This is a genomic window from Streptomyces sp. NBC_00440 (genome assembly GCF_036014215.1).
GTDB lineage: Bacteria > Actinomycetota > Actinomycetes > Streptomycetales > Streptomycetaceae > Streptomyces.
Window position 1 is genome coordinate 2,337,336 of sequence record NZ_CP107921.1, and the last position, 18,149, is coordinate 2,355,484.

The 18,149-nt window shown below is 69.5% G+C and carries 15 protein-coding genes, 3 tRNA genes and 1 pseudogene; 7 read left to right on the top strand and 12 right to left on the bottom strand.

What is annotated here, in order from left to right:
• The first annotated feature begins 101 nt into the window (after positions 1 to 101).
• Complete coding sequence (locus OHB13_RS10370) at positions 102 to 749, top strand: hypothetical protein (RefSeq protein WP_328376870.1); 648 nt, start codon at positions 102 to 104, stop codon at positions 747 to 749.
• An 888-nt stretch (positions 750 to 1,637) separates the two neighbouring features.
• Here the strand turns inward: OHB13_RS10370 and OHB13_RS10375 are convergent.
• The 7 genes and pseudogenes from OHB13_RS10375 to OHB13_RS10405 all read right to left on the bottom strand — a co-directional run bounded on the left by OHB13_RS10375 (position 1,638) and on the right by OHB13_RS10405 (position 3,728).
• Complete coding sequence (locus OHB13_RS10375) at positions 1,638 to 1,967, bottom strand: hypothetical protein (protein ID WP_328376871.1); 330 nt, start codon at positions 1,965 to 1,967, stop codon at positions 1,638 to 1,640.
• Between the two features lie 72 nt (positions 1,968 to 2,039).
• The gene (locus OHB13_RS10380) at positions 2,040 to 2,324 is read right to left on the bottom strand and encodes a hypothetical protein (protein WP_328376872.1); all 285 of its coding nucleotides are present in this window, start codon (positions 2,322 to 2,324) and stop codon (positions 2,040 to 2,042) included.
• Positions 2,324 to 2,707 (bottom strand): major capsid protein, encoded by a 384-nt coding sequence (locus OHB13_RS10385; RefSeq protein WP_328376873.1) that lies wholly within the window; start codon positions 2,705 to 2,707, stop codon positions 2,324 to 2,326. Before OHB13_RS10385 ends, OHB13_RS10380 begins: the two co-directional genes overlap by 1 nt.
• A 31-nt stretch (positions 2,708 to 2,738) precedes the next feature.
• Positions 2,739 to 2,912 (bottom strand): annotated as a pseudogene (locus OHB13_RS10390) (IS5 family transposase); the annotation flags it as partial.
• Positions 2,913 to 3,313: 401 nt separating this feature from the next.
• Positions 3,314 to 3,387: transfer RNA gene (locus OHB13_RS10395), tRNA-Ile, on the bottom strand.
• Between the two features lie 190 nt (positions 3,388 to 3,577).
• Positions 3,578 to 3,650 (bottom strand) — tRNA-Asn (locus tag OHB13_RS10400).
• A gap of 5 nt (positions 3,651 to 3,655) precedes the next feature.
• A tRNA-Asn gene (locus OHB13_RS10405) sits at positions 3,656 to 3,728 on the bottom strand.
• 167 nt (positions 3,729 to 3,895) lie between these two features.
• On the opposite strand from OHB13_RS10405, the gene OHB13_RS10410 reads away from it, so the two are divergent.
• From OHB13_RS10410 to OHB13_RS10425, 4 genes are all read left to right on the top strand, one after another.
• Positions 3,896 to 4,195, top strand: a complete 300-nt coding sequence (locus OHB13_RS10410) for a YtxH domain-containing protein (protein ID WP_328376874.1) — start codon at positions 3,896 to 3,898, stop codon at positions 4,193 to 4,195.
• A 29-nt stretch (positions 4,196 to 4,224) separates the two neighbouring features.
• Positions 4,225 to 5,706, top strand: a complete 1,482-nt coding sequence (locus OHB13_RS10415) for an FGGY family carbohydrate kinase (protein WP_328376875.1) — start codon at positions 4,225 to 4,227, stop codon at positions 5,704 to 5,706.
• A 170-nt stretch (positions 5,707 to 5,876) separates the two neighbouring features.
• Positions 5,877 to 7,610: an ABC transporter ATP-binding protein gene (locus tag OHB13_RS10420; protein WP_328376876.1), complete on the top strand. Its 1,734-nt coding sequence runs from the start codon at positions 5,877 to 5,879 to the stop codon at positions 7,608 to 7,610.
• Positions 7,610 to 9,607 carry an ABC transporter ATP-binding protein gene (locus OHB13_RS10425; RefSeq protein WP_328376877.1) on the top strand — a complete coding sequence of 666 codons (1,998 nt, stop codon included), beginning with the start codon at positions 7,610 to 7,612 and terminating at the stop codon, positions 9,605 to 9,607. Before OHB13_RS10420 ends, OHB13_RS10425 begins: the two co-directional genes overlap by 1 nt.
• Before the next feature lie 142 nt (positions 9,608 to 9,749).
• Here OHB13_RS10425 and OHB13_RS10430 read toward each other — a convergent pair whose 3' ends face one another.
• The 4 genes from OHB13_RS10430 to OHB13_RS10445 form a co-directional block, all read right to left on the bottom strand.
• Positions 9,750 to 10,970 (bottom strand): RNA polymerase sigma factor, encoded by a 1,221-nt coding sequence (locus OHB13_RS10430; protein ID WP_405750975.1) that lies wholly within the window; start codon positions 10,968 to 10,970, stop codon positions 9,750 to 9,752.
• Positions 10,971 to 11,149: 179 nt separating this feature from the next.
• Complete coding sequence (dnaG, locus tag OHB13_RS10435; RefSeq protein WP_328376878.1) at positions 11,150 to 13,054, bottom strand: DNA primase; 1,905 nt, start codon at positions 13,052 to 13,054, stop codon at positions 11,150 to 11,152.
• Positions 13,055 to 13,100: 46 nt separating this feature from the next.
• Entirely contained in the window at positions 13,101 to 14,363 is a 1,263-nt protein-coding gene (locus tag OHB13_RS10440) for an NAD(P)/FAD-dependent oxidoreductase (RefSeq protein ID WP_266857266.1), read from the bottom strand.
• A 155-nt stretch (positions 14,364 to 14,518) separates the two neighbouring features.
• Entirely contained in the window at positions 14,519 to 15,838 is a 1,320-nt protein-coding gene (locus tag OHB13_RS10445; protein ID WP_328376879.1) for a deoxyguanosinetriphosphate triphosphohydrolase, read from the bottom strand.
• 116 nt (positions 15,839 to 15,954) lie between these two features.
• Here OHB13_RS10445 and OHB13_RS10450 point away from each other — a divergent pair, with 116 nt between their 5' ends.
• The gene (locus OHB13_RS10450; RefSeq protein ID WP_266857262.1) at positions 15,955 to 16,542 is read left to right on the top strand and encodes a dihydrofolate reductase family protein; all 588 of its coding nucleotides are present in this window, start codon (positions 15,955 to 15,957) and stop codon (positions 16,540 to 16,542) included.
• A gap of 214 nt (positions 16,543 to 16,756) precedes the next feature.
• Positions 16,757 to 17,446, top strand: coding sequence for a SanA/YdcF family protein (locus tag OHB13_RS10455; protein WP_328380261.1), 690 nt, complete (start codon positions 16,757 to 16,759; stop codon positions 17,444 to 17,446).
• 57 nt (positions 17,447 to 17,503) lie between these two features.
• On the opposite strand, the gene OHB13_RS10460 is transcribed toward OHB13_RS10455, so the two are convergent.
• Positions 17,504 to 18,103 (bottom strand): NADPH-dependent FMN reductase, encoded by a 600-nt coding sequence (locus OHB13_RS10460; RefSeq protein ID WP_266857261.1) that lies wholly within the window; start codon positions 18,101 to 18,103, stop codon positions 17,504 to 17,506.
• Positions 18,104 to 18,149: the final 46 nt, after the last annotated feature.

Genomic DNA, 18,149 nt, shown 5'->3' on the forward strand with positions numbered 1-18,149 from the left:
GGGGCTCCATCCTCGCGTCCACCATCGAGCCTAGGTGATCGCTCGCAACGCCTTGCGAGACTGGGCAAGACAACGAAGTGGCGTCGACAGATGGGGGACGAATGGATCTCGTTGCGAAGCACGGAGCCTTGTATCAAGGTGCACTGCTCGTCGCGGAGTCAGCCGAGGATGCTTATCGCTTGGGTGCGCTCGACAGGTTCCTCAAGCCGTGGATTCGGAGCAGGCTCGACTCGCTCCGCTACCTGCTCGACAGCTGCGACACCAGACGCCAACTGGCCGAGGACACCCGGTTGCTGGCCCAGACGGCCGCTGAATATTCCGAGCTCCGGGAACAGCTCCTCTCGGATATCCACCACACTCGCCCTGAGCCGCCGTGGCGGATCGTGGGCGGACGCAAGGACATGGCGATTCGTGCGCAGTCCACGGTGCTCCTGCGGCAGCCAACGTTCGTGCTGCAACGACTCGCTTCTGGGGCGGATGTGCCAGGCGCTGAGACCTGGGACTTCACCGTGATCAGTCGCCCATCCGACACGGCGGACCAGGGCAGGTCGTTCGTTGTCATGGCGACCACGGAGAAGCAGAACGGCAGTGTCACCGCCCAGGTGTCCAGGGAACTTGAGGATGAACGGCCGTGGTATCAGCAGCTCGAGTATGGCTTCTACGCACTCGGTATCACTCCGTTCCTCACCGCGATCTACGATCCGGACCGGCATCGCAGGCAGGTCACGGACGACGGATATGACGGTTGATCGGTGGTTTCTGCTCCATGGTCGGCTCTCACTGGACATGGTGCCGGCATCGCATGCGAGCCAAAATGCCCTTTGGTGACGCCAGTTGGATCCCCGGGTGATCCTTGCTGGGGCCAACCCTCCGTTCAGCGCCGCGATGTGACGGATCTACATACCCGGAAGCCGAACTTGCTCTTTCCCTCCACCTCCGATAGCGTCGTTGCAGCAATGAGGGCCCCACCATGCCAATGGTGGGGCCCTTTTGCATCCTCCCGGACCCGGGGGGACTCGAGTGTCGCGCGCCGCCGTCTTCAGGTTCCTAGGCCGGGGAGACGGTGGCTGCGCTTCGAAGAAGGGACATCTCGTGACTGCCTACCATGGCACACCTTCTAGTGGGGAGTCATCCCCCGGGATTCCGGCTGCCATTAGTCTGATCCCGGACGTTCCGGCCTCGGTCGTGCCGCGTGAGGGCGTGCACGTTCAGATCGGCGGGCGCACTGTCTTGGCGGTGTACGTCTCGCCGGTGATCGCGGCGGGTGTATCTCTCCTGTTCGGACTGGTGGGCTGGGGCTATTGGCCTTGGTAGTGGGAGCCTGAGCAGAGACCGGCCGCGGGGGCGACTGCCCTCGCGGCCGTGGAATGGTGGCTGGACGGTACAGACCGGTGTGCCGTGCCGTTGGTCCGTAGGTCGCCGAGGAATCACTCGGCTGCCCACAACCGGGCAAGTGCAGCCAGCCGCTCGGCGGCTGGCTGCACAGCGGCAGCAACTCCTCCTCCTTCCAGTCCCGAAGGCGCGCGAGCGATTGGCTCGGCGCTCAAGCGAATGCTGGGCTTGGCGGTGGCCGACAACACCGCGGGCAGCCTCAGCATGTTCTCGGTGCGTTGCGCGAAATGGCCCCACGCCGGGCACTATCTGTAGCAGCGGGTCGGCACTAGCCACGTCGCCGCCAGTGCCTCGCTCGCCTCGCCTTCGTCCTGTGCATCGGCCGGCGCAGGCACCTGTCGTACGACTTCGATCTGCCGCTCGATGCCGCGCAGGTTCTCCTGCATGTCCATGATTACAACGCCGTCAACGGTGACCTTCAGCGGGTCGGCGAGGAGCTTCGCGCGCCGCTCGCCCAGCACCTCCAGGGCGACCGCCCTCACCGACCGCAGCCGGAGGAACCGGCGCTCCAGGTCGGCCGGGTCAGTGTCCGGCCCGAGCTGCGCCAGCAGCCACGACCGCTGGAACTCGTCCACCAGGTCCTCCTTCTCCACACGAGGTACGGCCCGGCACCGGGGAGCGTCCCTGGTTCCGGGCCGTACGGACGATCACGACGACGAGCGAGCCCGCCGCGGGGGCGACTTCTTCGCGCCGCCACGCCCGCCGGCCTCCGCCTGTTCCGACTCCTGCTCGCCGTTCCCTGCGGTGGGATCGGGCTCCCCCACCGCGATCGGCTCCGGCTCCGGCTCGCAGACCTCGGGTGGCTCGTCCCAGGCATCCGGGTTCGTCACCAGCGCGGCAACCTCCGGTTCCGGGCACTCGCCGGGCAGGAGGATCAGCTCCTCCCGCGTCGACGGGTCCTGCACGTACACGGCAGCAACAAGGCGCGGCATCACAGCACCTTCGCCACGATGTGCGCGTCCGGCGTATGCATCACCGGCATCCCCACAGCGGCACCCTTAGTCCAGATCTGCACCGGGTCATCCTGGACACCGCGGGTGATGATGATGCCCGGGGCATCCTCCCGGATAATCTCCGGGTTCGTGCCGCGCGAAAGAACCAGGGCCTCGGCCGTCACACCGAGCTGCGTCTGCGCCCACTTCTCGCGATCCGGCGGCACCAGAATCCACAGGTCCTCCGGCAGCACCTTGCGCGGCTTACCGTCCACCCGCACCTGCGCCTTGTAGAACGTGATCGGCGGCAGCGAGTAGTTGCCGCGCACCACGTTGATCTGCTGCGGGGTGAGCGTCGCCGTCGGTGTGGTCGACGGGTTCACGCTGCCGTAGGGCGTGTTTTGAAAGTGCTGGTCACAGCCACTCGTTGATGACGGCGATAGTGACTGTGGCTTCGTAGCGGACGGCGAGTTTGTCGTATCTGGTGGCCACCGCGCGGTGGCGCTTGAGTCGGTTGATCCCGCACTCCACCGCGTGGCGCTCGCGGTAGTCGGTTTTGTCGAACTTGGGCGGCCGCCCGCCGTGAGTTGATTCTCGTGTGGTCCGATATGTCGGTCAGCAGCCCCACGTAGTTGTGCGCGAACAGCGGGAACATTTCCGCGTCACTCACGTCCGGCTCACTCGGCTCGACAAACCCCTCCCCCTTGACCCACCCCGGGGGCCATTGCTGTCCGTGACCGTTGACCAGGTCGCGGAAACGTTTCGCCTGGTCCTCATCGTCGAAGGTCTCACGGCACCAGCCCCCCGTCCGGGAGCCACCGGCCCGCCATACGACGGTATAAGAAGGGTCTCCGGACAGCCGGGAGTTGGTCTTGATCGAAGCCATGGAAGAAATCGTACGGGGCTTCGGTGTGGCGTTTGTGTGGCGAACGCCTTGACCGCGGTACGCTTGGCGAAGCGTATCCGCAGGTCACGACGTTTCTTCTGTGTGGGGCGGGTGGGACTCGAACCCACGGCCGACGGATTATGAGTCCGCTGCTCTAACCGGCTGAGCTACCGCCCCATTACGGCGTGGCGCGTACACGTGTACGCGCCGTCTGCCGCAGCATAGCCGCTCATACGATCTCCTGCCTCGGATGGTCGGCTTCGCTGACCATGAGGACTGCGCCGTGGACGGGGCGGTTCCACCCCGGCGGAAAACAGCAAGAAAACAGCATGAAAAAGGGCCCCCTGAGGGGCCCTCTTCCGTCATGCTCCCCCGACTGGACTCGAACCAGTAACCCTCCGGTTAACAGCCGAATGCTCTGCCAATTGAGCTACAGGGGACCGCGCTCCCCCGACTGGACTCGAACCAGTAACCTGCCGGTTAACAGCCGGCTGCTCTGCCAATTGAGCTACAGGGGATTGCTGCTGTGCACCGAACGTACCCACCGAATCGTTCCCGGGGGGCGTGTGCTCGCTGCGACACATACATTAGCGCAAGCAGGGGGGTGCTCCGCCAATCGGTTCCGCCCCGGGTGATCACGTGCCGGCCGGGTAGGCGGGCAGCACCGGCACAAGGGAAGGCAGCCATGCGGTACAAGCTGACGTTCGTCGTGGGACTCGCTCTCGGTTATGTGATCGGCACACGTGCCGGTCGGGAGCGTTACGAGCAGTTGAAGAAGTCCGCCCGCCAGGTCGCGGAGAACCCGGCCGTACGCAACGCGGCCGAGGCCGCCGCGCAGAACGGGCGGGATGTCGCGGGCAAGGCGCTCCACACCGTGAGCGCGAAGATGGGCGACAGGATGCCCGACGCGATGGCCCACCGGGTCCGTTCACTGCGGGAGCGGAACGGGGCTGTCGAGGACGACTGGGGCACCAGCAACACCTGACGTTCCGGCGTGCGGCACAATCGGGCCGTATGGGGATAGTCGCCGGTCTTGACAGCTCAGCCGCCTTCACGCGCATCGTCGTGTGCGACACGGACACAGGTGCCGTGCTGCGCCAGGGGTATGCGCCCCATCCACAGACGGACGAGGCGGGTGAGAGCACCAACAGCGCCAATGCGGCCGGCAAGCACGAAGCCGATCCGCAGAGCTGGCTGCTCTCGCTCGGTGAGGCCGCGTCCGGCGGGCTGCTGGAAGGCGTGCAGGCCATCGGCGTGTCCGCCCAGCAGCACGGCCTGGTGCCGCTGGACCGGCAGGGCAATCTCGTACGGCCCGCGCTGATCGGCAACGACAAGCGGGCGCAGGTCGCCGCGGCGGATCTGATCGATTCGCTCGGCGGCCGGTCCGCGTGGGCCGAGGCGGTCGGCTCCGTACCGCAGGCCGCGCAGCCGGTGTCGAAGCTGCGCTGGCTGGCGCGGCAGGAGCCGGAGGCGGCCGCGAAGATCGCCGCGCTGCTCCAGCCGCACGACTGGCTCGTGTGGCAGCTGCTCGGGCGGCCCGCCCGGCGGATCACCGACCGGGGCGCCGCGTCGGGCACCGGCTACTGGTCGGCTGCGACCGGCGCCTACCGCCCCGATCTGGTGGAGCTGGCCCTCGGGCACCCGGCCGCGCTGCCGGAGGTGCTCGGCCCGTCCGACTCCGCGGGGACCACCCCCGAGGGGCTGCTGATCTCGGCCGGCACCGGCGAGACGATGGCCGCCGCCTTCGGACTGGGGGTCTCCGCCGGCGACGTGGTCGTGTCGCTCGGTGCGTCGGGTTCGGTGATGGCCGTGCACCACGAGGCGCTGTCCGACCCGTCCGGGATGATCACCTCGTTCGCCGACGCCACCGGGATGCATCTGCCGGTGGTACACACGCTCAACGCCGTACGGGCGCTGCGCGGCACCGCCGAGCTCCTCGGCGCCGAGGATCTTGAGGCCCTGTCGGCACTCGCGCTGACCTCCACCCCGGGCGCGTCCGGGGTGGTGCTCCTGCCGTATCTGGAGGGCGAGCGCACCCCGCAGCTGCCGCACACCGCGGGCACCCTGTCCGGGCTGCGCCGCGAATCGATGAAGCGCGAGCATGTGGCGCGGGCGGCCTTCGAAGGAATGCTCTGCTCGCTGGCGGACGCCATGGACGTACTGCGGGACCGCGGCGTCGAGGTGCGCCGGGTGTTCCTGCTGGGCGCCGCCGCCGAACTGCCCGCCGTCCAGGCCGCCGCCCCCGGCATCTTCGGGGCACAGGTCGTCGTCCCGCAGCCCGCCGACTACGCGGCGGTCGGTGCCGCCCGGCAGGCGGCCTGGGCACTCGGTGTTTCCGAGGGCACGCTGGATCCGCAGACCCCGCCCGCCTGGCAGGGCGCGGCGGCGCAGGTACTCGAACCGGGCGACGGGCTCGCGGTGGGGCAGGCCGTGCGTAAGCAGTACGCGGCGACGCGTGACCAGATCCATCCCGGAGCGTTCGGCACGCCGTCCTGACGGCTGTGTCCCGACCTCGCTCCTGACCCCCTTCCCCTTCTTGACCCCTGTTTGAGGAAAACGGTTCGTATCAGGTTGCGCGGTACCGGAAACTGGGACGGCCGGACACCGTCCCTGCCTTCACCTGCCCTGCCGGAAGCCCCGCCGGACCGCCGACCCGAGAGACGCACGTGCTCATATCGCTCCTGCGGACCCATTTGCGTCCGTACAAGAAACCCATGGCCCTGCTGGCGCTGCTTCAGCTGCTCCAGACCTGCGCCACCCTCTATCTGCCGACGCTCAACGCGGACATCATCGACAACGGTGTCGTGAAGGGTGACTCGGGTTACATCCTGAGCTACGGCGGTCTCATGATCGCCATCAGCGTGGTTCAGGTGATCTGCAACGGGGGTGCCGTCTACTTCGGCGCCCGGACCGCGTCCGCGCTCGGCCGGGACATCCGTGCCGGTGTCTTCGACCGGGTGCAGTCCTTCTCGGCCCGCGAGGTCGGGCACTTCGGCGCCCCGTCCCTCATCACCCGGACGACCAATGACGTCCAGCAGATCCAGATGCTGGTCCTGATGTCGTTCACCCTGATGGCCTCGGCGCCGATCATGTGCGTGGGCGCCATCGTGCTGGCGCTCGGCCAGGACGTCCCGCTCTCGCTGGTCCTGATCGCGGTCGTCCCGGTCATGCTCGTACTGGTCTCGCTGATCGTCCGGCGGATGCGGCCGCTCTTCCGGAAGATGCAGGTCCGGCTCGACACGGTGAACCGGGTGCTGCGTGAGCAGATCACCGGCAACCGGGTCATCCGCGCCTTCGTGAAGGACGCGTACGAGAAGGAGCGCTTCAAGGGCGCCAACGCCGAACTGACCGACGTCTCGCTGGGGACCGCGCGGCTGATGGCCCTGATGTTCCCGACGGTGATGACCGTGGTGAATGTGTCGTCGATCGCGGTGGTCTGGTTCGGCGCGCACCGGATCGACAGCGGCGCGATGCAGATCGGGGCGCTCACCGCGTTCCTCTCCTATCTGATGCAGATCGTGATGTCCGTGATGATGGCCACCTTCATGTTCATGATGGTGCCGCGCGCGGAGGTCTGCGCCGAGCGGATCCAGGAGGTCCTCTCCACCGACTCCAGCGTGGTGCCGCCGATGAATCCCGTCACCGAGCTGGCCAGGCACGGCCATCTGGAGATCCGCGGGGCCGGGTTCAAGTACCCGGGCGCCGAGGCGTCGGTGCTGCGGGAGGTCGCCCTGGAGGCGCTGCCCGGTGAGACGACCGCGGTGATCGGGTCGACCGGCAGCGGGAAGTCGACGCTGCTCGGTCTCGTACCCCGGCTGTTCGACGCCACGGGCGGCGCGGTGCTGGTGGACGGCACTGACGTACGGGAACTCGACCCGGTCCTGCTGGCGAAGACCGTGTCCCTGGTGCCGCAGAAGCCGTATCTGTTCTCCGGGACCGTCGCGACGAACCTGCGGTACGGGAACCCGGACGCGACCGACGATGAGCTGTGGCACGCGCTGGATGTGGCGCAGGCCAAGGGGTTCGTCGAGGCGCTCGAAGGCGGGCTGAACGCGCCGATCGCCCAGGGCGGCACCAATGTCTCCGGCGGGCAGCGCCAGCGGCTGGCGATCGCCAGGACGCTGGTCCAGCGGCCGGAGATCTATCTCTTCGACGACTCGTTCTCGGCGCTGGACTACGCGACCGACGCGGCGCTGCGGACCGCGCTGCGGCGCGAGACGGCGGAGTCGACCGTGGTGATCGTCGCCCAGCGCGTCTCGACCATCCGCGACGCGGACCGGATCGTCGTCATGGACGAGGGCCAGGTCGTCGGGACCGGCCGGCACCACGAGCTGATGGACGGCAATGAGACATACCGGGAGATCGTGCTCTCCCAGCTGACCGAGGCGGAGGCAGCCTGATGGCCGGTCCTGGTGGACGCATGATGGCAGGACCGACCCAGAAGTCCATGGACTTCAAGGGATCGGGCAAGCGGCTGCTGCGGCAGCTGGCGCAGGACCGTGCCGCTCTGTTCACGATGCTGCTGGCCGTCGTCGGCAGCGTCGCGCTCTCGGTCGTCGGGCCGAAGATCCTCGGCCGGGCGACCGACCTGATCTTCGCCGGGATCATCGGCCGGCAGCTGCCCGCGGGCACGACCAAGGCGCAGGCCTTGAAGGGCCTGCACGCCAGGGGTCAGGGCGCGATGGCCGACATGCTCTCCGGTGTGGACTTCACGCCGGGCAAGGGCATCGACTTCACCCAGGTGGGAGAGATCCTGCTGCTCGCGCTGGCGGCCTTCGCCTGCGCGGGTCTGCTGATGCTCGTCACCACCCGGCTCGCGGCCCGGATCATCAATGAGGCCATGTACCGGATGCGCGAGGAGATCCAGGCGAAGCTCTCGCGGCTGCCGCTGTCGTACTTCGACAGGGCGAAGCGCGGTGAGGTGCTCAGCCGGACGACCAACGACGTCGACAACATCGGCCAGACGATGCAGCAGACCATGGGCCAGCTCATGAACTCGCTGCTCACCATCATCGGCGTACTGGCGATGATGTTCTGGATCTCCTGGATCCTGGCGCTGGTCGCGCTGGTCACCGTGCCGCTCTCGGTGCTGGTGGCCACGCGCGTCGGCAAGCGGTCCCAGCCGCAGTTCGTGCAGCAGTGGAAGGTCACCGGCAAGCTCAACGCCCATATCGAGGAGATGTACACCGGGCACGCCCTGGTCAAGATCTTCGGGCGGCAGGAGGAGTCGGCCGAGGCCTTCCGCGAGCAGAACGACGCGCTGTACGAGGCGGGGTTCAAGGCCCAGTTCAACAGCGGCATCATGCAGCCGCTGATGATGTTCGTCTCCAACCTCAACTACGTGCTGGTGGCGGTCATCGGCGGGCTGCGGGTCGCTTCCGGGTCGCTGTCGATCGGTGATGTGCAGGCCTTCATCCAGTACTCGCGGCAGTTCTCGCAGCCGCTGACCCAGGTCGCCTCGATGGCGAACCTGGTGCAGTCGGGTGTGGCGTCCGCCGAGCGGATCTTCGAGCTGCTCGACGCGGAGGAGCAGACGCCCGACACGGACTCCTCCGGGACGGAATCCATTGCGGGATCCGACGCGGTAGCGGGCGCGGTGTCCGACGCGGTGCCCGGTGCCCGTATTGCCGACCGTCCGGTGGCGGTGCGCGGCAACATCTCGCTGGAGAAGGTCTCGTTCCGGTACGAGGCCGACAAGCCGCTCATCGACGATCTGTCGCTCTCGGTCGAACCGGGGCACACGGTCGCGATCGTCGGACCGACCGGCGCGGGCAAGACGACCCTGGTCAATCTGCTCATGCGGTTCTACGAGGTGACCGGCGGGCGGATCACGCTCGACGGGACCGACGTCGCCAGAATGACGCGTGAGGAGCTGCGCTCCGGGATAGGCATGGTGCTCCAGGACACCTGGCTGTTCGGCGGCACGATCGCGGAGAACATCGCGTACGGCTCGTCGCGCGCCGTCACCCGCGAGGAGGTCGAGGAGGCGGCCCGGGCGGCCCACGCCGACCGGTTCATCCGCACCCTTCCCGAGGGGTACGACACGGTCATCGACGACGAGGGTACGGGGGTGAGCGCGGGCGAGAAGCAGCTGATCACGATCGCGCGGGCCTTCCTCTCCGATCCGGTGATCCTGGTGCTCGACGAGGCGACGAGCTCCGTCGACACCCGTACCGAGGTGCTGATCCAGCAGGCGATGGCCCGGCTGTCGCACGGCCGCACCAGCTTCGTCATCGCGCACCGGCTCTCCACGATCCGGGACGCGGATGTGATTCTGGTGATGGAGAACGGGGCGATCGTGGAGCAGGGCTCGCACGAGGAGTTGCTGGCTGCGGGCGGGGCGTATGCGCGGCTCTATGCGGCGCAGTTCGCGCAGGCGGTGGTGGAGGTGGATTAGCGGGTCCGGGGCTGTCGGTCCGGACCAGTGGCGCTGGATCAGCGGGTCCGGGGCTGTCGGTCCGGGCCAGCGGGGCTGGATCAGCAGGTCCGGGCCAGCGGGTCGGGATCAGCGGTCGGGGTATGTCGCTGCGGGGTTGCGCTCAGTCCAGGTAGCCCCGCAGCTGGTCCGCGAATGCGTGGTCCCGCAGTTTGTTCAGGGTCTTGGACTCGATCTGGCGGATCCGCTCCCGCGTCACCCCGAAGATCCGTCCGATCTCCTCCAGCGTGCGGGGCCTGCCGTCCGCCAGGCCGTAGCGGAGCTGGACGACCTTGCGCTCGCGTTCGCCGAGCGTGGAGAGCACTGCCTCCAGGTGCTGCCGCAGCAGCAGGAACGCCGCCGACTCCACCGGGGACGCCGCGTCCCCGTCCTCGATCAGGTCGCCCAGCGCCACCTCGTCCTCCTCCCCCACCGGGGCGTGCAGGGACACCGGTTCCTGGGCGAGCCGCAGCACCTCCCCTACGCGTTCCGGGGTGAGTTCGAGCTGGGCCGCGACCTCGTCCGGCGTCGGTTCGTACCCGCGTTCCTGGACCATCCGGCGCTGGACCCGCACCACCCGGTTGATCAGCTCGACCACGTGGACCGGGACCCGTATCGTCCGGGCCTGGTCGGCCAGGGCCCGGGACATCGCCTGGCGGATCCACCAGGTCGCGTACGTGGAGAACTTGTAGCCGCGGGCGTAGTCGAACTTCTCCACCGCCCGGATCAGGCCGAGGTTTCCCTCCTGGACCAGGTCGAGCATGGTCAGCCCGCGGCCCACGTACCGCTTGGCGACGGAGACCACGAGGCGGAGGTTGGCCTCGATCAGCCGCCGTTTGGCCATCCGGCCGAGCACCACCAGGCGGTCCAGGTCCATGGCGAGGCGGGAGTCGAGATCGGCCGAACTCCCCAGCCGTTCCTCGGCGAAGAGGCCCGCCTCGACACAGCGTGCGAGTTCCACCTCGTCGGCCGCCGTGAGCAGCGGGATACGGCCGATCTCCCGTAAGTACTGGCGGAAGAGGTCGGATGAGGGGCCGCCGGTGTCCGCGGCGCCGGTACGCGCGAGTGCGGGCGCTTCGTCCGGGTCCTCGGCCACGACCTCGGGGACGGCCGCGGGTGCGGGCCTCGCCGGGCCGGGGACGGTCTCGGGGTGACCTGCGGCCGGGCCCTGCTGAGGGACTGCCGGGGCCACGTCGGTTTCGGTCGGGGTCCGGGTCTGCACGGGGGCGGCCTCCAGGATGACTGCCGGATCGGGGGCGTGCGGCAGCGGGACAGCGGCGGCCGAGCTGCCTTCCGTCCCCCATGTGCCGGCCGGTCTCAGGCGCCGCTGCCCAGTGTGGGGCACGACACAGCGCGGCCACGAGGGGTGTGCGGTGACTTTCTGAGTCCGGTTCGTGACCCGGCGGTTATGGGAACGCCACCGCACGGCCTCGGCTCAGTCCGCTCCGGTCCGGGCTCGGTCCGCTCCGGTCCGGCTCAGAGCGCTCCGGTCCGGCTCCGTCAGCGTCCGTCAGAGCGCTTCGGTCAGAGCGCTTCGGCGCCGTGGTTGCGCAGGGACTGCCCGTACTGCTGGAGGGTCCACAACTCGCTCTGGACCGCCGCGTACTGCTCGGCGTCGCCCTGCGTGGAGGCCCGGGCCAGGGTGCCCTGGACGTCCGTGATCCGCCGGTCGACCGCGCGCAGCCGGACGTGGACCAGCTGCTCGCCCGCGTACAGCTCGTCGACCGTACGGCGCATGATCGCCTCCACGGCCAGCTCGGTGACCACGGCCCGGACCGTGTCGTTCGGCGCCGCCGCGCGGACCCGGGTGAGGTACTCGAAGGAGTCGGTGATGCCCGCCTCCGCGCCGCCCGCCTCCATGATCGCCTCGCGCACGGCGGCGTACGGCGGGGCGGTGAACTCGTCGGCCCCGTAGGCGTCGAAGGCCGGTGAGACCAGCTCGGGGCGTTGCAGTGCCAGCTTCAGCAGCTCACGCTCGGTGCGGTGCGCGGGGCTGCGGAGGTGGAGCGCGGGGCCGCTCGACGGGGGGCGCGGCGCCTCGGTCTGCTGCTGTGGGGGGCGGCCACCGCGCGAAGGCGCCGGTGCGTTGCCCCGGCCGCGGGCCCACTGTGCGAGCTGGCTGATGCGCTTGACCACGAACTGGGTGTCGAGGATGCCGACCATGCCGGCCAGCTGTACGGCGACCTCGTGCTGCGAGGCGCTGTTCTTGATCCGGGCCACCACGGGCGCGGCCTCGTCGAGGGCCGTCGCCCGGCCCGCCGGGGTCTCCAGGTCGTACCGCGCGATGATCTGGCGGAGCGCGAACTCGAAGAGCGGGGTACGGGGTTCGGCCAGGCTGCGCACCGACTCGTCGCCCTGCGCGAGCCGCAGATCGCAGGGGTCCATCCCGTCGGGGGCGATGGCGATATAGGTCTCGGCGGCGAACTTCTGGTCGTCCTCGAAGGCGCGCAGGGCCGCCTTCTGTCCGGCCGCGTCCCCGTCGAAGGTGAAGATCACGCGGGCGCTGCCGTTGTCCATCAGCAGCCGGCGGAGGATCTTGATGTGATCGGTGCCGAAGGCCGTGCCGCAGGTGGCGACGGCGGTGGTCACGCCGGCCAGATGGCAGGCCATGACATCCGTGTACCCCTCGACGACGACGGCCCTGCTGGACTTGGCGATCTCCTTCTTGGCCAGGTCGATCCCGTAGAGGACCTGGGACTTCTTGTAGATCGATGTCTCGGGGGTGTTGAGGTACTTCGGCCCGTTGTCGTCGTCGCGGAGCTTGCGCGCGCCGAAGCCGACGACCTCGCCGCTGATGTCGCGGATCGGCCACATCAGCCGGCCGCGGAAGCGGTCGATGGGCTTGCCGCCGCGGGCCTCCTGGGAGAGGCCGGAGGTGATGAGCTCCTTGTCGGAGAAGCCCTTGCCGCGCAGGTAGCGGGTCAGATGGTCCCAGCCCGCCGGGCTGTAGCCGACGCTGAAATGGGTGGCCGCCGCCTGGTCGAAACCGCGCTCGGCGAGGAACTTCCGGCCGATCTCGGCCTCGGCGCTGTCGAGCTGCTCGACATAGAACTGCGCGGCCACCTTGTGCGCCTCGACCAGCCGGATGCGCTCGCCGCGCTGGCTGTTGGGGGTGTAGCCGCCCTCCTCGTACCGGAGGGTGATGCCGGCCGTGCCCGCGAGCCGCTCGACCGCCTCCGAGAACGAGAGGTGGTCGATCTTCATGATGAAGGCGAGAGTGTCCCCGCCCTCCTGGCAGCCGAAGCAGTGGAAGAGGCCCTTGGCCGGGCTCACCTGGAAGGAAGGGGACTTCTCGTCGTGGAAGGGGCAGAGCCCCTTCAGGTTCCCGCCGCCCGCGTTCCGCAGCTGGAGGTACTCGGAAACGACGGCGTCGATCGGGACCGCGTCCCGGACCGCCTTCACGTCGTCATCGTTGATCCTGCCTGCCACGGGTGAAGTCTACGGTCCGGCTCGGACACTCCGTACGGGACAGCCCTCAGGTGCCCAGCGTGGCCAGGTCCACCGACGGGTCCGCGAGGGCCTCGGGGTCCAGGGTCGCGCCGGAGCGGATCAGCCGCTGGAGCTGTTCGGTGACGTCCCACACATTGACGTTCATCCCGGCCAGCAGCCGCCCTTCCTTCATCCAGAAGGCGATGAACTGCCGCTTCCCCGCGTCGCCCCGGATGAGTACCTGGTCGTACGAGCCGGGCGGCGCCCACCCCGAGTACTCAAGTCCCAGGTCGTACTGGTCGGAGAAGAAGTACGGGATCCGGTCGTACGCCACGCCCTGGCCGAGCATCGCGCGGGCCGCCGCCGGGCCGCCGTTGAGCGCGTTCGCCCAGTGCTCGACGCGCAGCCGGGTGCCGAGCACCGGATGCTGGGCGGCCGCGACGTCGCCCGCCGCGTAGATGTCCGGGTCGGAGGTGCGCAGCGAGGAGTCGACGGCGATGCCGCCGCCGTCCGCCCGGTCCACCAGTTCAAGGCCTGCGGCCTCGGCCAGCGAGACGCGGGGGGCCGCGCCGATCGCGGCGAGCACGTCGTGGGCCGGGTGCTCCTCGCCGTCGTCGGTCTGGACGGCCAGGACCATGCCGTCCTGGCCGGTGATCTCGGTGAGGCGCGCGCCGAAGTGGAAGCGGACACCGTGCTCGGCGTGCAGGTCGGTGAAGATCTGGCCGACCTCGGGGCCCAGCACCGCGTGCAGCGGGGTCTGGTGCGGTTCGACGACGGTGACCTCGGCCCCGTAGCCGCGCGCGGCAGCCGCGACCTCCAGGCCGATCCAGCCCCCTCCCGCGATCACCAGGTGGCCGTTGTCCCGGCCGAGCGAGGCCAGGACGTTCCGCAGCCGGTCGGCGTGGGCGAGCCGGCGCAGATGGTGCACGCCCGCGAGCCCGGTGCCGGGGATGTCCAGGCGGCGCGGCTCGGCGCCGGTCGCCAGCAGCAGCTTGTCGTAGTGGATGGCCGTGTCGTCACCGAGGCGTACGACCTTGACGGCGCGGTCGATGGAGACGACGGTCTGGCCGAGATGCAGCTCGATGTCGGCCTGCGCGTACCAGGCGGTCTCGTGGACGAAGACGCTGTCGCGCTCCTCCTTCCCCGACAGGAAGCCCTTGGAGAGGGGCGGGCGTTCGTAGGGGTGGTCGCGTTCATCACCGATGAGAATCACGCGGCCCGCGAACCCTTCGGTGCGGAGGGTTTCGGCGGCCTTCGCCCCCGCGAGCCCGCCGCCGATGATGACGAACGTCAGATGTGCGTCGACCACTTGATGCCTCCTTGGAGTGCTGGCGCCACTTGTGAGCGTCCCGCACGGAGTGTGATGGGGGAAGAGGTGTGAGGTGTTGAGGCTCACGCACGGTCAGGAATGGCCGGTCATGATGGCATGGCGGCGCGGGACAGCCGTACCGCGGGCGGTCATCCTCAGTGACGGACGGTCAGCCGCGCGTGCAGCGAGCGGGCCGAGGTGTCCGTGAGTGAGGCGATCTGGTCGACGATCACACGTTTGCGGTCACGTGCGGCGGGTGCCGCTTCGAACAGCGCCCGGAACTGCGGGTCGAGCCCTTCGGGCGCGCGTGCCGTGAGCGCTTCGGCCAGCTCGGCAAGCACTTCGCGCTGGTCGATGCGGAGCCGCTCCTGCTCCGCCCGCTGCATCACATAGAGGTCGGCGACGGCCTTGAGGACGGCGCACTCCAGTCGCGCCCGGCGTGGAACGACCAGTTCCGCCGCGTATCTGGTGAGCGGCCCCGCGCCGTACGACTCCCGGGTCGCGCTCTCGGCGGCCAGGCAGAACCGGCCGATGAGCTGGCTGGTGGCGTCCTTCAGCCGGGCCTGCGCGACGGCGGTCCCGTCGTAGCCGTGCGGCCACCACTCCTGGGCGAGGAGGCCGTCGAGTGCGTCGGTGAGCTCGGCCGGATCGGTGTCGCCGGGTACGTAACGGCCGATGGCGACCGCCATGATGGCGTCCCGCTCGGGTCCGGAGGTCAGACAGCCGGGGTCGATGTGCCCGGCGTGCAGCCCGTCCTCGACATCGTGCACGGAGTACGCGACGTCGTCGGACCAGTCCATGACCTGGGCCTCGAAGCACTTGCGGTCGGCCGGGGCGCCGCGCCTGGCCCAGTCGAAGACGGGCAGGTCGTCCTCGTACACCCCGAATTTCACCGAGCCGGGCTCGGTGGGGTGTCCGCCGCGCGGCCATGGGTACTTGGTGGCCGCGTCGAGCGCGGCCCGGGTGAGGTTCAGTCCGACGCTGACCGGCTCGCCGGTGGCGTCCGACGGGACGAAACGCTTGGGTTCGATACGGGTGAGCAGGCGCAGCGACTGGGCGTTGCCCTCGAAGCCGCCGCAGTCCCCGGCGAAGTCGTTGAGCGCCAGTTCGCCGTTGTGGCCGAACGGCGGGTGGCCCAGGTCGTGGGCGAGGCAGGCGGTCTCGACGAGATCGGGGTCGCAGCCGAGCGCGGCGCCGAGTTCCCGGCCGACCTGGGCGCATTCCAGGGAGTGCGTGAGGCGGGTGCGCGGGCTGGAGTCCCAGATCTGGAACGCGGTCTCCCCCGCCCGGACGGCGCCGCCCGCCTGCGGGAGCGAGCCCGGTGTGACCACCTGGGTCTTGCCCGCGAGCCGGCGCAGCGCACCGGAGTGCAGCACGCGCGCGCGATCGCGCTGGAAGGCGGTGCGGCCCGGCCTCTTGTCCGGCTCGGTGTCCCAGCGTTCGCAGTCGGTCGGGGTGTACGCGGTGCCTTCCATGCTCCGACAGTACTGAGTCCCGGGCCCTGGACGCGGCCTCCGGGTCGCCGGGTCGCCGGACCGTCCGTATCGGAGGAACGTGGAACGGGAGAGGCCGACCAGAGCGGAGAGAACCGATGGCCAAGGTGACCGCGAACATGTCCATGTCGCTGGACGGGTTCGTCTCACACCCGTCCGACGGGGTCGATCAGCTGTTCCGGTGGTACGGGAACGGGGACGTCACGGTCAGGACCGCTGACCCGAACATGACCTTCCAGGTGTCGGAGGCCAGTGCCCAGCGGCTGAACCGCGGTCTTTCGGAGATCGGTGTGCTCGTCTACGGGAGGCGTACGTTCGACGACGCGGGCGGCTGGATCGGCGGGCATCCCCTGGGCAGGCCGGTGATCGTCGTCAGCCACAGCATCCCGGACGGCTGGCCCCGTGCGGACACCCCGCTGACCTTCGTCACCGACGGCGTCGAGAGCGCCATCGCGCAGGCCAGGGCGACAGCGGGCGGAAAGAAAGTCGTCATCGGCAGCGCCGACCTCACCCAGCAGTGCATCAACGCCGGGCTGCTGGACGAGCTGGATGTCGACCTGGTGCCGCTGCTGCTCGGTTCGGGCGTGCGTTTCCTCGACAACCTGCGGGAGGCGCCGCGCGCGCTGGAGGGGCCCACGGTGGTCGAGGGGAACGGCGTGACGCATCTGACGTACACCCTGAGGTGACGCCGGTGGGCGGCCCGAGCGAACCGGACCAGTCGCCCGGCTGAGCGAACCGGACGTCCCCCATTGCGCGTCCGACCTTCCGACACGTCCGGCGTCGGAAGGCCACCCACCCATGCGCAGACCCGCGTTGTCCCGCATACGACGGCTGCGGCCGAGCCTGCCGAAGAACCTGCGGCTGTCCGGGCTGCGCGTCCCCGGTCTGCGCGTTCCCGGTCTGCGCGTTCCCGGTCTGCGCGTTCCCGGTCTGCGGCTGCCGAGGGCCAGGCGCGGCCGGCGCCGCGCCGTGCAGGCCGTCATGCTCGGCTGTGTGCTGGCGCTCGCCCCTGCCACCTGGATGTTCGCCGTCGCGAGCGACCGGGTGCGGACGGCCGCCGACGTGCCCCCGGCCGATGTCGCCGTGGTCTTCGGCGCGGGTCTGTGGCAGGGCCGGCCGTCGCCGTACCTCGCGCACCGGCTCGACGCCGCCGCGGGTCTGTACCGGGCGGGCACGGTGAAGGTGGTGCTGGTCACCGGTGATAACAGCCGGACCGACTACGACGAGCCGGACGCGATGCGGGCCTATCTCGTACGGCACGGGGTGCCGGGCGCGAAGGTGGTCAGCGACTACGCGGGGTTCGACACCTGGGACTCGTGTGTGCGGGCCAGGAAGGTGTTCGGGGTCCACCGGGCCGTCCTGGTCAGCCAGGGGTTCCACATCCGCAGGGCCATCGCGCTGTGCCGGTCGGCCGGTATCGAGTCGTACGGCATCGGCACGTCCGACGCGCATGACGTGACCTGGTACTACGGCAGTACCCGCGAGATCCTGGCGGCGGGGAAGGCGGCGCTCGACGCCGCCTTCAAGCCCGACCCGCACTTCCTCGGCCCCCGCGAGAAGGGCGTCGCGCGAGCGCTGGGCGACCACTGACGGCCGGGTATCCCGCGCCCGTCGAGAACACCCGCGCCCGCAGAGGACCGGCGCCCGTCAGCTTCCGTACGGGCGGACCTCCTTCGCGTCCCGCAGGGCCAGCCCCCACCAGGCGAGCTGGTCGAGCATGACCTTGGCCGCCCCGTCGGGGGCTTCGGGGTCCTTGTGGGTGCCGTCCTCGTCGAAGTGGCCCTGCGCGTGGTGGAAGCTCACCGTGTCCCGGACAGTGACCGCGTGCAGTTCGGCGAAGACCTGCCGCAGCTGCTCGACCGCGCGCAGCCCGCCGGAGATCCCGCCGTACGAGACGAACGCGACCGGTTTGGCCTGCCACTGGCTGTAGTGCCAGTCGATGAGGTTCTTGAGGGAGGCGGGGAAGGAGTGGTTGTACTCGGGGGTCAGGACAACGAAGGCGTCGGCCGACTCAAGCCTCGGGGTGACCTGGCCGAGCACCTCGCGCACTGCGGGCGACGGGTCGTAGGAGAGCGCGGTGGGCAGTTCGACGTCGGCGAGGTCGATCACCTCGACAGTGAGGTCGCCGCGGAGCCTGGCGCGGGAGAGGAACCAGTCGGCGACGGTGGGGCCGAAACGGCCGGTGCGGTTGCTGGCGATGACGACGGCCAGCTTCAGGGGATGCGTGGGCTGCGTGGTGATGTCCATGACCGCAGCGTCATACATCAACCATTGTTGAGGTCAAGCACGGTTG